At 65.3% G+C, this 14,173-nt stretch carries 11 protein-coding genes; 7 read left to right on the plus strand and 4 right to left on the minus strand.

Annotated elements, in window-relative coordinates:
- Positions 1–12: 12 nt before the first annotated feature.
- Complete coding sequence (locus HV753_RS20990) at positions 13–1,143, minus strand: efflux RND transporter periplasmic adaptor subunit (protein WP_175176517.1); 1,131 nt, start codon at positions 1,141–1,143, stop codon at positions 13–15.
- A gap of 159 nt (positions 1,144–1,302) precedes the next feature.
- Complete coding sequence (locus HV753_RS20995) at positions 1,303–3,273, minus strand: BCCT family transporter (RefSeq protein ID WP_175176518.1); 1,971 nt, start codon at positions 3,271–3,273, stop codon at positions 1,303–1,305.
- A gap of 125 nt (positions 3,274–3,398) precedes the next feature.
- Between HV753_RS20995 and HV753_RS21000 the strand changes: the two genes are divergently transcribed.
- The gene (locus tag HV753_RS21000; RefSeq protein ID WP_175176519.1) at positions 3,399–3,779 is read left to right on the plus strand and encodes a VOC family protein; all 381 of its coding nucleotides are present in this window, start codon (positions 3,399–3,401) and stop codon (positions 3,777–3,779) included.
- A 13-nt stretch (positions 3,780–3,792) separates the two neighbouring features.
- On the opposite strand, the gene HV753_RS21005 is transcribed toward HV753_RS21000, so the two are convergent.
- Positions 3,793–4,434, minus strand: a complete 642-nt coding sequence (locus HV753_RS21005; RefSeq protein WP_175176520.1) for a TetR/AcrR family transcriptional regulator — start codon at positions 4,432–4,434, stop codon at positions 3,793–3,795.
- A 129-nt stretch (positions 4,435–4,563) separates the two neighbouring features.
- Between HV753_RS21005 and HV753_RS21010 the strand changes: the two genes are divergently transcribed.
- The 3 genes from HV753_RS21010 to HV753_RS21020 are packed head-to-tail and all read left to right on the plus strand — an operon-like array spanning position 4,564 to position 10,387.
- Complete coding sequence (locus tag HV753_RS21010) at positions 4,564–5,751, plus strand: efflux RND transporter periplasmic adaptor subunit (RefSeq protein WP_425485910.1); 1,188 nt, start codon at positions 4,564–4,566, stop codon at positions 5,749–5,751.
- Positions 5,748–8,912 (plus strand): efflux RND transporter permease subunit, encoded by a 3,165-nt coding sequence (locus HV753_RS21015; RefSeq protein ID WP_175176521.1) that lies wholly within the window; start codon positions 5,748–5,750, stop codon positions 8,910–8,912. Before HV753_RS21010 ends, HV753_RS21015 begins: the two co-directional genes overlap by 4 nt.
- A 2-nt stretch (positions 8,913–8,914) precedes the next feature.
- Positions 8,915–10,387 carry an efflux transporter outer membrane subunit gene (locus HV753_RS21020; RefSeq protein ID WP_175176685.1) on the plus strand — a complete coding sequence of 491 codons (1,473 nt, stop codon included), beginning with the start codon at positions 8,915–8,917 and terminating at the stop codon, positions 10,385–10,387.
- Between the two features lie 87 nt (positions 10,388–10,474).
- Here HV753_RS21020 and HV753_RS21025 read toward each other — a convergent pair whose 3' ends face one another.
- Positions 10,475–11,245 carry an IclR family transcriptional regulator gene (locus tag HV753_RS21025; protein WP_175176522.1) on the minus strand — a complete coding sequence of 257 codons (771 nt, stop codon included), beginning with the start codon at positions 11,243–11,245 and terminating at the stop codon, positions 10,475–10,477.
- 221 nt (positions 11,246–11,466) lie between these two features.
- Here HV753_RS21025 and HV753_RS21030 point away from each other — a divergent pair, with 221 nt between their 5' ends.
- The 3 genes from HV753_RS21030 to HV753_RS21040 are packed head-to-tail and all read left to right on the plus strand — an operon-like array spanning position 11,467 to position 14,140.
- A complete protein-coding gene (locus HV753_RS21030; RefSeq protein WP_175176523.1) occupies positions 11,467–12,489 on the plus strand; it encodes a Bug family tripartite tricarboxylate transporter substrate binding protein in 1,023 nt (340 codons plus the stop codon).
- On the plus strand, positions 12,489–13,373 hold the full coding sequence (locus HV753_RS21035) for a polysaccharide deacetylase family protein (RefSeq protein WP_175176524.1): 885 nt from the start codon (positions 12,489–12,491) through the stop codon (positions 13,371–13,373). Before HV753_RS21030 ends, HV753_RS21035 begins: the two co-directional genes overlap by 1 nt.
- Complete coding sequence (locus HV753_RS21040) at positions 13,370–14,140, plus strand: polysaccharide deacetylase family protein (RefSeq protein WP_175176525.1); 771 nt, start codon at positions 13,370–13,372, stop codon at positions 14,138–14,140. Before HV753_RS21035 ends, HV753_RS21040 begins: the two co-directional genes overlap by 4 nt.
- The last annotated feature ends 33 nt before the right edge of the window (positions 14,141–14,173 follow it).

Raw genomic sequence — 14,173 nt, forward strand, 5'->3', positions numbered from 1 at the left:
GCCTCCGACCCATCACCGGGCTTGCGCCACGGTTTGCTGCGCGTCGCCCAGCGCCACGGTGTCTTGAGCAATGACGTCGACCGCCGCGCCGTTGTGCAAGCGCAGTTGGCCAGACGTCACGACCTGATCGCCGGCGTCCAGGCCATCGGTCACGACCACCCGGCCGCGCACGCGCTCGGCCGTCTTCACGTAGGCTTGCCGCACGGTCGAGGCCGCGCCGTCCTGCCCTGCCTTGGGCGGGGTCAACACGTAGACGGAATCGCCATAGGCGCTATAGCTGACCGCGGTTTCCGGAACCGTGATCACGTTGGGCCGGTCAGGCAGACCGATGCGGCCATGGGCGAACATGCCCGCCGCCAGCGCGCCCTCTGCGTTGGGCAAGGTGGCCTGCACGCGCACGGTGCGCGAACCCGGGTCCACTTGCGGCTCTACCGTCGTGACGCGGCCCGCGAACTCACGCCCGGCATGGGCGTCCACCGTCACGGTCACGGGCTGGCCGGCGCGCAGTGCGCCCAGCGCCTGTTCCGGCAAAGTGAGGTTGGCGTACAGCGTGGAGGCGTCGGTCAGCGACACCAGCGCGTCGCCGGCTTTGGCAAACTGGCCCAGGTTGACGCGGCGCACGCCCAGCACGCCGTCGAATGGCGCCTTGACGCGCTTTTGCTCGATCAGCGCCTGCACCCGCTTGATGTCGGCGGCGGCCTGGTCATAGTCAGCCTGCGCCTGATCCAGTTGCTCACGGGTGGCCGCTTGTTGCGGCAGCAGACGGCGCGTGCGTTCCAGCAAGGTTCGCGCATTGCGCGCCTGAGCCTGCAAACGCGCCAGTTCGCCTTGTTCGGGCGCATCGTTCATTTGCACCAGCAACTGCCCGGCCTGTACCTGCTGGCCCGCCGTGAACAGGATCAGGGTGACGCGGCCATCCACCTCGGCCGGCACCTGCACCTGGCGCGTTGCCTCCAGCGAACCGATGCCGGTCAGCGCCACGGGGAAGTCCGCCCGCACGGCCGGGGCCACCGCCACTTTGGCCGGCGCCATCGCCCAGCCGCCCTTTTGAGATGCGCCGCCGAACTTCCAGACCAGTCCGCCCCCCACCGCCAAGACCAACACGACGGCGCCCGCCGCCCATGCCCCTGATTTCGCCTTCATGATTCGCTCTCTATTTATCCAAGAATATGCTTGGATAATCCATGATTCCGGCGGTTTCGTCAAAATGGCTAAACCAATGCCTCGAATAGGGATTGCCTATGGACGAAAAAAAACCGCCAGGAAACCTGGCGGTTGTTGGGGTGCGGCCGATCCAGGCCGTCAGGTCCGGACCATGTGCAGGTAATGGCGATGGCGCTCGTACTGGTCCAGGATGTCGCCAATCACGGCGTCCCGGCTCCAGCCCATGATGTCGTAGTCCTGCCCGCCTTCGCGCAGATGGACCTCGGCGCGGAAGTACTTGCGCTCTTCCTCGTCGGCGGCCTCTTCCGGCGTCAAGCTGGGCCGCACAAAGGCCTCGGGCTGCACGGCATACGAGAAATCCAGGTGCTCGCCGTGGGAAACCTCCAGGATGGCACTGCCCTCGTCTTCGTTTTCACGGACCTCGACGGCATAGCCCTGCTTGCGCAATTCGTCCGCCACGTCGTCAAGCGCGGGACGCACGACATCGCTGATGAATCGCTGCACATGGGCGCGGCGCGGCATCATGACCATGTTGCGCAAGCGCCGCTCCCAGGACTGCCCGCCACGCGCCGGGCGTGACAAGGTCAGCGATTGGTATCGGATGCCGCGCTTGGTTGCATCCAGCCTGAGCGCCTTGAACAGCCCCCACACCGACAGCAGCAGAATGACGGAGAACGGCAACGCACTGGCAATCGTGGCCGTCTGCAAGGCCGTCAACCCGTCCGCCAGCAGCAGCGCAATGGCCACCGCCCCCATCAACAACGACCAGAAGATGCGCTGCCACACCGGCGTGCGATCCGACCCGCCGGACGCCAGCAGATCCACCACCAGCGCGCCCGAATCGGCCGAGGTGACAAAGAACACCGCCACCATCACGATGGCGACGATCGACAGCACGTTGCTCCAGGGCAAATGCTCAAGAAACGCGAATAGCGCCAGCGAGGAATCCGCCTCCACCACCTCCGCGAAACCTTGGACCTTGTCCACCAGAATCATGTGGATGGCGGTGTCGCCAAACACCGTCATCCAGAACAGCGTGAAGCCCGCCGGCACCAGCAAGACGCCCGTCACGAATTCGCGGATGGTGCGGCCGCGCGAAATACGCGCGATGAACAGGCCCACGAACGGCGACCAGGCAATCCACCAGCCCCAGTAGAACAACGTCCAGCCGCCGATCCAGTCGGTGGGTTCATAGGCGTACAGGTTGAAGGTCTTGTTGACGATGTCGGACAGGTACGCGCCAGTGTTCTGCACGAAGGTCTGCAACAGGAACACCGTGGGGCCGACAATCAGCACGAACAGCAGCAGCACGGCCGCCAGCACCAGATTGGTCTCGGACAGGATGCGGATGCCCTTGTCCAGGCCGCTGGCGACGGACACCGTGGCCAGCCCGCAGGTGACGATGATCAGGATGATCTGCGTCGTCACGCCCACCGGAATGCCGAACAGATGGTTCAAGCCGCTGTTGATCTGCGCCACGCCCAGCCCCAGCGACGTCGCCACGCCCAGCACCGTGCCGATGATGGCGAAGATGTCGACGGCATGCCCGATCGGCCCATGGATGCGGTTGCCGATCAGCGGATACAGCGCGGAACGCAGCGTCAGCGGCAGCCCGTGGCGATAACTGAAGAACGCCAGGATCAGCGCCACCACCGCGTAAATGGCCCAGGCGTGCAAGCCCCAGTGAAAGAACGTGATCTTCATGGCCTCACGCGCGGCGATGGCGTTGCCGCCTTCGCCCACCGGGGGTGACATGAAGTGCATCACGGGTTCCGCCACCCCGAAGAACATCAGGCCGATGCCCATCCCTGCGGAAAACAGCATCGCGAACCAGGTGAAATTGCGGTAGTCCGGCTCGCTGTGGTCAGGCCCCAGCTTGATGTCGCCGTACCGGCTGACGGCCAGGAACACGACAGCCAGCAGGATGATCGCCACGACCAGGATGTAGAACCAACTGGCATTGCCGAGAATCCAGCGCTGCACGGATCCAAACAGGCTCTGCGCCGACTTGGGCGCCAATATCGCGAATCCCACCAGCAGCAGCGTGAAAATGGCCGCTGGGAAAAACACCGGGCGGTTGATCGTGGATGGTCGGGTTTCTGAAGTCATGCTGCCGCTCCTTTCGCCCGAGGGTTGAAAAATCCGGCGCAGGCCCCCCTCAGTCGGGCTGCGCGCCGCTGGTATTACTATCACGGCCAGCGCACGGCTGACAACGTGAAATAACGGAGAACCGCATGATCGATCATCTGGACCACCTGGTCCTGACCTGCACCGACCCCGAGGCCACCGTAGATTTTTACACCCGCATCCTGGGCATGCGCCTGGAGACTTTCGGGGAAGGCCGGCAGGCGCTGCGCTTCGGCAACCAGAAAATCAATCTGCACGTGCGGGGGCATGAATTTGAACCCAAGGCGCATTTGCCTGTTCCGGGCGCGCTGGATCTGTGCTTTATCGCCGACCGGCCGCTGGAAGCGGTGATCGCCCAGTTGAACCAGGCGGGCGCCAAGATCATCGAAGGCCCGGTGCCCCGCACGGGCGCCACCGGCAAGATCCGTTCGGTGTACCTGCGCGATCCGGACCTGAACCTGATCGAGATATCGGAATTGCTGGGCTAAGCCTCTGCCGGCGCTACTGGCCGTCCGCTGCCGTTTCGGGCCTGGGATCGCCAAACACCACGCGGCGGAAGAACCCCGCCAACACGGCTTCGGTCATTTCCAGGCTGACGCCCTGCGGGTCGAAGGCGTAGCTGAACTGCATGCCGTCGGACAGGGCCAGCAGGCCCACTGCCAGTTGTTCGGCCGGCATCGGCAGCGGCGTGCCCACCCGGGCGGAAAACTGGCGGACATATTCGGTGGTGGCCGCCCGCAATTCGCGCAGGCAATCCGTGAAGCCGACCCGGAACTCCGGGTCACGCGCCGCTTGCAGCTTGCCTTCCATCCAGAGCAGAAAGCAATCATTCTCGCGGTGATGCGTGCTGTAGTACTCCAGCACCCGCGCCTCCATCTGGGAACGTGATTCCCCGTCCTCGAAGATGGCGCGCATGTCCGCCATCACCTTTTCGTGATCGCGCTTGAGCAGTTGCAGGAACAGTTCGGACTTGCTGCCGAAATTGGAATAGAAGGCCCCGCGCGTGTACCCCGCCAGTTCGGCGATGTCCTCGACGCTGGCGGCCACAAAACCCTTGCTGAGAAAAACCGATTGCGCAGCCTCGAACAGGCGCTGGCGCGTCTGGTCTCGGCTTTGTTCTCGGGTGAGACGGATTTTTGACATGGCGCGAGTTTAGCACTGGCCACCATTTCAAATACAGTATTGAATCTGAATTCATATCTGCATTAGAATCCAGGCCGTATCGAGCTCGGCTCGCCCTTCTTTCGCCCTTTCCGCGCCGCGAGGTGTTTCGTGAATTGTCCTGGCCATTGCGCGCATCCTGCGGCGCGTGACTTTGCTGCTGACGCGGCGTTGCCCTCTTCTTTCGCCCACGACCTGACGCGCCGGCTGCTCGTGCCCGCTGCCCTGGTGCTGGCAGTGGCCTTGTCGGGGTGCAGCCCCAAGGAAGCCCCCGCTCCCGCCCCGCGCCCGGTGGTCGCCATGGCGGCCACGGCCGACAAAAACCTGCCGGCCTGGACGCTGCCGGGCGAAGTGCAGGCGCGCTACAGCACGCCGCTATCGTTTCGCGTGGCAGGCAAGATCATCGAACGCCAGGTCAGGCTGGGTGATAGCGTCACCCCGGGCCAGGTCGTGGCCAAGCTGGACCCCGCCGACGCGACCAAGAATGCCGCCGCCGCCCGCGCCCAGTTGACGGCCGCCCAGCATCAGCTGGAGTACGCACGCCAGCAACTGGACCGCGACCGCGCCCAGTCGCGTGAGAACCTGATTGCCGCCAACCAGCTTGAGCAGACCCGCAACGCCTATGCCTCGGCGCTGGCGCAACGGGATCAGGCCGCGCAGCAGGCCGCGCTATCGGCGGATCAGTTGAAGTACACCACCCTGCAAGCCGATCATGCGGGCGTCATCACCGCTGAACAGGCCGACACCGGCCAAAACGTGGCGGCCGGCACCCCCGTTTACCAGTTGGCCTGGTCGGGCGACATCGACGCCATCTGCGACGTCCCCGAAAGCGTGCTGGCCGGACTGACCGTGGGCCAGCGCGCCAGCGTCACGCTGGGGCCCCTGCCCGGCAAGACCTTCACGGCCGTCCTGCGCGAGATCGCACCCGCCGCCGATCCGCAAAGCCGCACCTACCGCGTGAAGCTCACCCTGGAATCGCCTTCGCCCGAGGTTCGGTTGGGCATGACGGCCAACATCAGTTTCGACAACCGCGACGCAGCAGGCCAGGCGACCTACACCGTGCCCGCCACCGCGCTGTTCCATGATGGCAAGGAACCCGCCGTCTGGGTCGTCAAACAACAGGAAGACACCCTGGAATTGCGCCGCGTGCAGGTGCTGCGCTATGACGCCCGCACCGTCACATTGTCCGGCGGCGTCAAGGCCGGCGAACGTGTGGTCTGGCAAGGGGTGCACACCGTGTCCGCAGGCGAGAAAGTCCGCGCGGTGCCGCCGCTGCACCCCGAGGACTTCGCGTCATGAGCGCGCCCGATCAAGGGGCCGGCCACAGCCACGACGAAGGCAAATTCAACCTGTCGGCCTGGGCGCTGCGCCACCAGCCGCTGGTGATCTTCATCATTGCGCTGGTCACGCTGTTTGGCGTGCTGTCGTATTCCAAGCTGGCGCAGTCGGAAGACCCGCCCTTCACCTTCCGCGTCATGGTCATCAAGACCCTGTGGCCGGGCGCGACCGCGCAACAGGTGCAGGAACAAGTCACCGACCGCATCGGCAAGAAGCTCCAGGAAACCGCCAACACGGACTTCCTGCGCAGCTACTCGCGGCCAGGCGAATCACTGATCTTCTACACCATGAAGGATTCGGCGCCCGCCAGCACCGTGGCCGAACAGTGGTATCAGATTCGCAAGAAAGTCGGCGACATCCAGGCCACGTTGCCTCAAGGGGTGCAAGGCCCGTTCTTCAACGATGAATTCGGCGACGTCTACACCAATATCTATACCTTGCACGGCGATGGCTTTTCGCCCGCGCAACTGCATGACTATGCGGACAAGCTGCGCACGGTGCTGCTGCGCGTGCCGGGTGTGGCCAAGGTGGACTACTTCGCCGACCAGGCCGAACACGTCTACGTAGAAATCACCAACACGCAGCTGACCCGGCTCGGTGTGTCGCCGCAGCAGATCGCCCAGGCGATCAATACGCAGAACGCGGTGGCCAGCGCCGGCACGCTGACGACCGCCGACGACCGCATCTTCGTGCGCCCCACCGGCCAGTTCGAGAACAGCCGCGTGCTGGCGGATACGCTGATCCGCGTGAACGGCAAGTCGATCCGGCTGGGCGACATCGCCACGATCCACCGCGGCTACGACGACCCGCCTGTCGAACAGATGCGCACGGCCGGCAATCCGGTGCTGGGCATCGGCATCACCATGCAGCCCGGGCAGGATGTGGTGCGCCTGGGCAAGGCGCTGGGCACGACGTTCGATAAGCTGCGCGCGCAACTGCCGGCCGGGCTGACCTTGACGGAAGTGTCCAGCATGCCGCAAGCGGTATCGCGTTCGGTGGACGACTTCCTGCGTTCGGTGGCAGAGGCCGTCGCCATCGTGCTGATCGTCAGCCTGGTGTCGCTGGGGTTTCGCACCGGCATGGTGGTGGTGATCTCGATCCCCGTGGTGCTGGCCGTCACGGCCCTGTTCATGGACATGTTCGGCATCGGTCTGCACAAGGTTTCGCTAGGCACGCTGGTGCTGGCCTTGGGCCTGCTGGTTGACGACGCCATCATCGCCGTGGAAATGATGTCGGTGAAACTGGAACAGGGATGGAGCCGCGCCCGCGCGGCCGCCTATGCCTACACCAGCACCGCCTTCCCCATGCTGACCGGCACGCTGGTCACGGTGGCGGGCTTTCTGCCGATCGCGCTGGCCAAGTCCAGCACCGGCGAATACACCCGGTCGATCTTCCAGGTGTCCGCCATCGCGCTGATCACCTCCTGGTTTGCCGCCGTCGTGCTGATTCCCCTGCTGGGCTACCGCTTGCTACCCGAACGCAAGCGCGAAGCCCATCTGCCGCACGATCACGAACACGATATCTACAACACCCGCTTCTACCAGCGCCTGCGCGGCTGGGTGGCGTGGTGCGTTGACCGCCGTTACTGGGTGCTGGCCGGTACGGTGCTGATCTTTGTCGTATCCATGGCGGGCTTCAAGCTGGTGCCGCAGCAGTTCTTCCCCAGTTCGGATCGCACCGAGCTGCTGGTGGACGTGCGCTTGCAGGAAGGCGCGTCGTTCGCAGCCACCTTGCGTCAGGTGGAGCGGCTTGAAAAAGCCTTGGACGGCCGCCCCGAGATCGACCATTCGGTCAGCTTCGTGGGCACCGGCGCCCCGCGCTTCTATCTGCCGCTGGACCAACAGTTGGCCACGCCCAACTTCGCGCAATTGGTCATCACCGCCCATTCGGTGGAAGACCGCGAGAAGCTGGCGCAATGGCTGACACCGATGCTGCGCGAGGAATTCCCCGCCATCCGCACGCGCCTGTCGCGCCTGGAGAACGGGCCGCCTGTCGGTTATCAGGTGCAGTTCCGCGTCAGCGGCGACCAGATCCCGGAAGTGCGCGCGGTGGCTGAGAAAGTGGCTGCCGAAGTGCGTGCCGACACCCGTTCGGTCAACGTGCAGTTCGATTGGGACGAGCCCTCTGAACGTTCCGTGCGCTTCGAGATCGATCAGCAGAAGGCACGCGAACTCGGCATCAGTTCAAGCGATATCTCCGACTTCCTGGCCATGACCCTGTCGGGCTATACGGTGACGCAATACCGCGAACGCGACAAGCTGATCAACGTCACGCTGCGGTCCCCGCGTGAAGAACGGATCGACCCTGCCCGCCTGGCCACGCTGGCCATGCCCACGGCCAACGGCCCGGTGCCGCTAGGCAGTCTTGGACAAGTGCGCTACGACCTGGAATATGGCGTCATCTGGGAACGCGACCGCCAGCCCACCATCACGGTGCAGGCCGACGTGACCAGCGGATCCCAAGGCATCGACGTCACCCATGCCATCGACAAGAAGCTGGACGCCATCCGCGCCGAGCTACCCGTTGGCTACCGCATTGCCGTCGGCGGCCCGGTCGAGGAAAGCGCCAAGGGGCAATCGTCCATCAACGCGCAGATGCCGCTGATGGCGGTGGCCGTGCTGACCCTGCTGATGGTGCAATTGCAAAGCTTCGCGCGCGTGCTGATGGTGGTGTTGACCGCGCCGCTGGGCCTGATCGGCGTGGTGGCGGCGCTGCTGTTGTTCGGCAAGCCCTTTGGCTTTGTGGCCATGTTGGGCGTGATCGCCATGTTCGGCATCATCATGCGCAACTCGGTCATCCTGGTGGACCAGATCGAACAAGACATCCTGAACGGCCACAAGCGCGTGGATGCCATCGTGGGCGCCACGGTGCGTCGCTTCCGCCCCATCGTGCTGACCGCCGCCGCGGCGGTGCTGGCCCTGATTCCGCTTTTGCGCAGCAACTTCTTCGGCCCGATGGCGACGGCGCTGATGGGAGGCATCACCAGCGCCACGGTGCTGACCCTGTTCTTCCTGCCCGCGCTGTATGCGGCCTGGTTCCGCGTGCGCCATGACGAACGCGACGAACCCGAAGGCGTACCGCCTGGCGCCAACGCCGGCGACACGCTGGAACGAGGAGCCTGATGATGAAGACCGTCCCGATCCGACTGGTCAAGCTGCCGATCGCGCTGCCGCTGCTCTTGGCATTGAGCGCCTGCGCCTTCGCGCCGGACAGCAAGCCGCCCGCGGTTGCGCCCCCCGCCCAGTACGGCGTGGAGCCCGCGCCAGCCGCCGGCGCCACCGCCCAGGGCGTGGCGCAGCGTTTTGAACAAGGCGCGCGGCCCGTGCCCGAATGGTGGAAACGTTATGGCTCCGGCGCGCTGGACGCGCTGGTGGAAGAAGGCCTGGCCAACAGCCCGAATCTGGCCGCTGCGGAACGCAATCTGGCCGGCGCGCGCGAACAATTGCGCGCGCAGGTCAATTCGTCTCTGCTGCCGACCGTGGATGCAGGCGCGAATGCCAAGCGCAACCGCGCGCTGACCATGCCCAACCTGCCTGAGCCCACCGCGCTCTACAACGTCTTCACCGGCCAGATCCAGGCCACCTACGATCTGGACCTGTTTGGCGCGGCGCGCTTCGCCAATGCCTCGTTGGCGGCACAAGTGGAACAACAGGCGTTCCAGCTGGAATCCGCCCGCCGTTCGCTGGCCGGCAATATCGTCACGGGCGCCATCACGTCCGCGTCGCTTGCGGAGCGCGTGGCGCTGACGGAAAAACAAGTGGTGCTGCTGCGGCAGGTGGCGCGCGACACGCAACGCCGCTATGAACTGGGGTCCGCATCGCAAAACGACGCGCTGGATGCCGATCAGGATGCCGCCACGATGGAGGCCTCGCTGCCTGGATTGCGGGCGCAATGGCAGGCCACGCGGCACGCGCTGGCGGTGCTGCTGGGCCGCCGCCCCGACCAGGCGCCGGATGATCTGCCGTTCAACCTGCTGGTCGTGCCGCCGCAAGTGCCGGTGGTGGTGCCGTCGGATCTGCTGGCCTCGCGTCCCGACATCCTGGTTGCCGACGCCGTGGTGCAAGCCGCCGCGGCCGATGTGGGCCTGGCCACCGCGCAGCTGTTCCCCAGCCTGTCGCTGTCGGCTTCCATGGGCAAAGGCGGCTTCAGCTGGCCAAGCGCGCTATCGGGCGCAGGGTCCATCTGGGCCATCGGCGCATCGCTGACCCAACCCATCTTCCATGGCGGCGCGCTGCTGGCCGAGCGCCGTGCCGCCCAGGAACGCTACCAGGCGGCCGTACTGCAATACAAGCAGACCGTGCTGACCGCCTTCCAGGACGTGGCCGATACCTTGTCGCGCCTGGATGCGGACGGGCAAGCGCTGGCATCTGCCGAAGCGTCGCGACAGGCAGCCGAACAGTCCTACCGCAACACGGCCAACCGCGTGCGGTTGGGCGCACTGGCGCCCTACACGGAATACGCAGCCGAACAGCATTACGTGGCGGCGCGGCTACGCGAACTGGAATACGCCAATGCACGCCTGACCGAAACCGCGGCGCTGTTCCAGGCCATGGGTTCACCCGTGCGTCTGCCAGAGACCGCCACGCGGCGGCCCTGACGCCTACGACAGCCCTGACACCTACAACAGCCCTGACGCCGCACGGCGGATTTCGTCCGGTTTCGGGTTGCAAACAGGCCCTTGCGCTTACGGCGCCGGGGCCTGTTCTTTCATGCGCGCCGCCAACGCCAGCGATTCAATGCGGCGGGCGGCGGACTGCAACAACGCCGTTGTCTTGTCCTGCGCGATCGTGTTCAACCGGGTCGCCAGGAACGTGACGGTCAGCGCACCGAAGATGCGGCGGTCTTCCTGGAACACCGGCACCGCGATACCCGCACGCTCGGGAGAGATCTCACCCACGCCCAGGTAAGCGCCTTGCACGCGAATCGTGTCCAGCTTGGCCGTGAATTCGCTCAAGGTGTCGCCCAGCCCCAGCGCACGGACTTCATCCGGGTGCGCCTCGTACAGCTTGCGCTGATCCTTGCGCGGCAGGAACGCCACGATGGTCTTGGCCGTGGCGCCGCGAAACAGGGGATGCGCACGGCCCCGTCCATGCGGAATACCCAATTCGTCGGGACCGCGTTCGTGATGGATGTTCAAGATGCGCAAGCCATGGATCACGCTCAGCAGCACGTCGCCGCCAACCTGATCAACCACTTCGCGCATGATCGGCCGCGCCACGGCCAGCACCGGATCACCGTCGATGATCAGGTGGTCCAGTTCGATGATGCGCGGCCCGAGCTTGTAGCCGCCGCCCGTCATGCGCAACAGATAGCCCAGGTCGGACAAATCACGGATGTAGCGGTAGCCCGTGGGCGCCGAATACGCCAGGCGGGAAATGATGTCCTCGGCCGTGAGGACGGGAGTGTCCAGGCTGAAGAGATCAAGAATCGCCAGGGCTCGCTTCAGGGTCGACATGGGTTTTTTAGACAAGGAACAACGCGGGACCGGCGCAGCGTATCACAGGGTTCCGCGCCGCTGGCAGGCGCCATCAAGACAAGCTATCAAGATCTGAATCTTATGCAGGCTACTGCTATCGTCTTCTCTATTTTTATCATTTATAGATAAATACTAATTGGTAAGTTAGAATTTTTATCGAATAATGATATTCAAACAAAGCAGAACCCAAGGGGAATTTCATGAAGCAGCTTGGCAGCAGTGACGACGTGCAGGGTGGCCTCAGCCGCCGACAATTTCTGACGGCATCCGCCGCCGCCCTGGCCGGCGCCGCGATGACGCGCCCAGGTCTGGCCTGGGCAGCGGAGTATCCGGCCGGGCATCCCATTCAGTTCATGGTGCCCTTTCCCGCCGGTGGCGGCACCGACCTGGTTGCCCGGCCGCTGGCACAGGGCATCGGCGAAGCGCTCAAGCAAAGCGTGGTCGTCATCAACAAAGGCGGAGCTGCCGGCATCATCGGCACGCAGCAAGCCGCGCGCTCGGCGCCCGATGGTTACACCGTCGCGCTGGGCTCCACCGGCACGCACACGGTGAACCAAAGCCTGTACGAGAACATCGGCTACGACCCGGTCAAGGACTTCGAGCCCGTGTCGATGGTCTGCTACTACAACAATGTGCTGGTGGTGCATCCGTCGTTTCCCGCCCGCACGCTGCAAGAACTGGTTGCGCTGATCAAGGCCAATCCCGGCAAGTATTTCTATGGCATCACGCAGAACGGCAGTTCAGCGCATCTGTCCATGGAACTGCTGAAGGCCACGGCGGGGCTGGACCTGCCCGGCGTGCCGTACAAGGGCGCGGCAGCGGCGGTCAACGACTTCCTGGGCGGGCAATTCCCCATTCTGATGGACGTCGTGATCAACCAGCAGCAGTTCATCCAGGGCGGCAAATCCCGCCCGCTGGCGGTGACCTCCGCGCAACGCGCCCAGGCACTACCCGACGTGCCCACCGTGGCGGAATCCGGCTTCCCGGGCTATCAGGCCATCGGCTGGAACGGCGTATTCGTACCCGCCGGCACCCCGGCCGCCATCGTCAAGACGCTGAACGGCGCGGTGCAAAGCGCGCTGAAGCAACCCGCGCTGGTCCAACTGACGCAAAACGGGCTGGAGCTGCATGGCGGCACGCCCGAAGAACTGGGCCGCTTCGTCGCCACGGAAAGCGAGAAGTGGCGCACCCTGATCAAGAACGCCAATATCAAGGCCACCTGATGCAACGCATTCCCTATGGCGTCCCGACGGACGCCGATGCCAACCCCTGGCTGTCGCTGGACCGCGAACTGCGCGCGCAAGGATTGCGGGCCGTGGACGCGGTGCCGGTGCGCGCCGTGGTCTGCGTGACGATCCATGTGGACGGCCCCGCCGTCGAAGTCGGCCGCAAGCAGTTCCCGGCAGGCCCGTACACGGCCGGCCGCTACGCCATCCGCCGCGGCGTGCCCCGGCACCTGGAGATCCTGGCGCGACACCGCATGCCCGCCACCTTCTTCGCCTGCGGCTACGACGTTGAGCACTACCCCGCCACGTTTCACGACATCCTGGCCGCCGGGCACGAGATCGCCGCGCACGGCTATCTGCACGAAGCCTGGGATCTGGGCGACGAAGAGCCCGCGCTGCTGGCAAAGACGCACCAGATCATCCAGCGTGAACTGGGGGTGACGCCCGTGGGCTGGTGTTCGCCGTCCGGGCGGAAAAGCCATCGCACCCTGCCGGCCCTGCGGGCGCTGGGCTATTGCTATGACGCCAGCGAAAAAGACCAGGACCGGCCCTATCTGGCCGATGGCGATGATCACTTCATCATGCTGCCCAACAACACCGTGTCGCTGGACGACTACCCCTTTTACTTCTCGGGCCACAGCCTGGCCGCCGAAGCCTGCGACAACTGGGTCCAGGAATTCGAGGCCCTGCGTCAGGCGGAAGGCTATGTGCACCTGACGGTGCATCCCAAGGCGGCCGGCGGTTCCGGCACGCCGGCGCGCGCCGCGGCGCTGGATCGCTTCCTGAGCCATGTTGCCGCCCAGGCGGACGTGCACGTCATGACGCTGGAAGCGCTGGCCCGCCACTGCCTGGCCCACCCCAACGACTGGAGACGCGCATGACCACCGCCAAGACCGTGCTGGTCACCCTGAACGTGCAAGGCATCGGCCCCGAAGCCTCGACCCAACCCGAAGCCGCGCTGCACGGGCGCGACGCGCACGGCCGCTATACCTATGGCGGCGGGCTGGCCCGCGTGCTGGACATGCTGCGCCGCCAGGACATCCGCGCCACGCTCTTCTGGCCCGTCTTCGAGGCCGAACGGTGCCGCGACCTGCTGGAGCAAAGCCTGCGCGACGGCCATGAGGCCGCCTCCCAGGGCAACGCCTTTGAAGACCTGAGCACCCTGGGCGAACGCGAGGCCGAGGTGCTGGAACGCGCCCGCGACCGCCTTGCCGAACTGACTGGCGCCGCGCCGCAAGGCTTCCGCTACACCAGCAGCGCCTTCTCCGCACGCACCGTGCCGCTGCTGCGGCAGCTAGGCTATCGCTACGACAGCAGCGCCATCGACGATGACGCGCCCTACGCGCTGGACGCCGATGGCGGCGCGGGCATGGTTGAACTGCCCTGGAGCGAAGGCCTGTGCGACGCCACGCACTTCAGCCGCCGTGTCACGCAAGACCGCGCCTATGCGCATTGGGTGGAACAAGGCGACGCGCTGCTGGCGGCCGACGGCTACGCCTGCCTGACGCTGCATCCGCGCGCCGATGTCGGCGTGGGCCGCGCGGCGCGGCTGCAAAAGGTAGACGAACTGCTGGACCGTTTCCGGGCTGCCGGCGCCGAATTCATCACGTGCGGTGTACAGGCGGCGCGCTCCTTGCGCACCGCTTGAAGCGTCTGAAGGGATGATTCCCCCGAAGGCGCC

The sequence above is a fragment of the Achromobacter pestifer genome, assembly GCF_902859625.1.
In the GTDB taxonomy this organism is placed as follows: Bacteria; Pseudomonadota; Gammaproteobacteria; order Burkholderiales; family Burkholderiaceae_B; genus Achromobacter; species Achromobacter pestifer.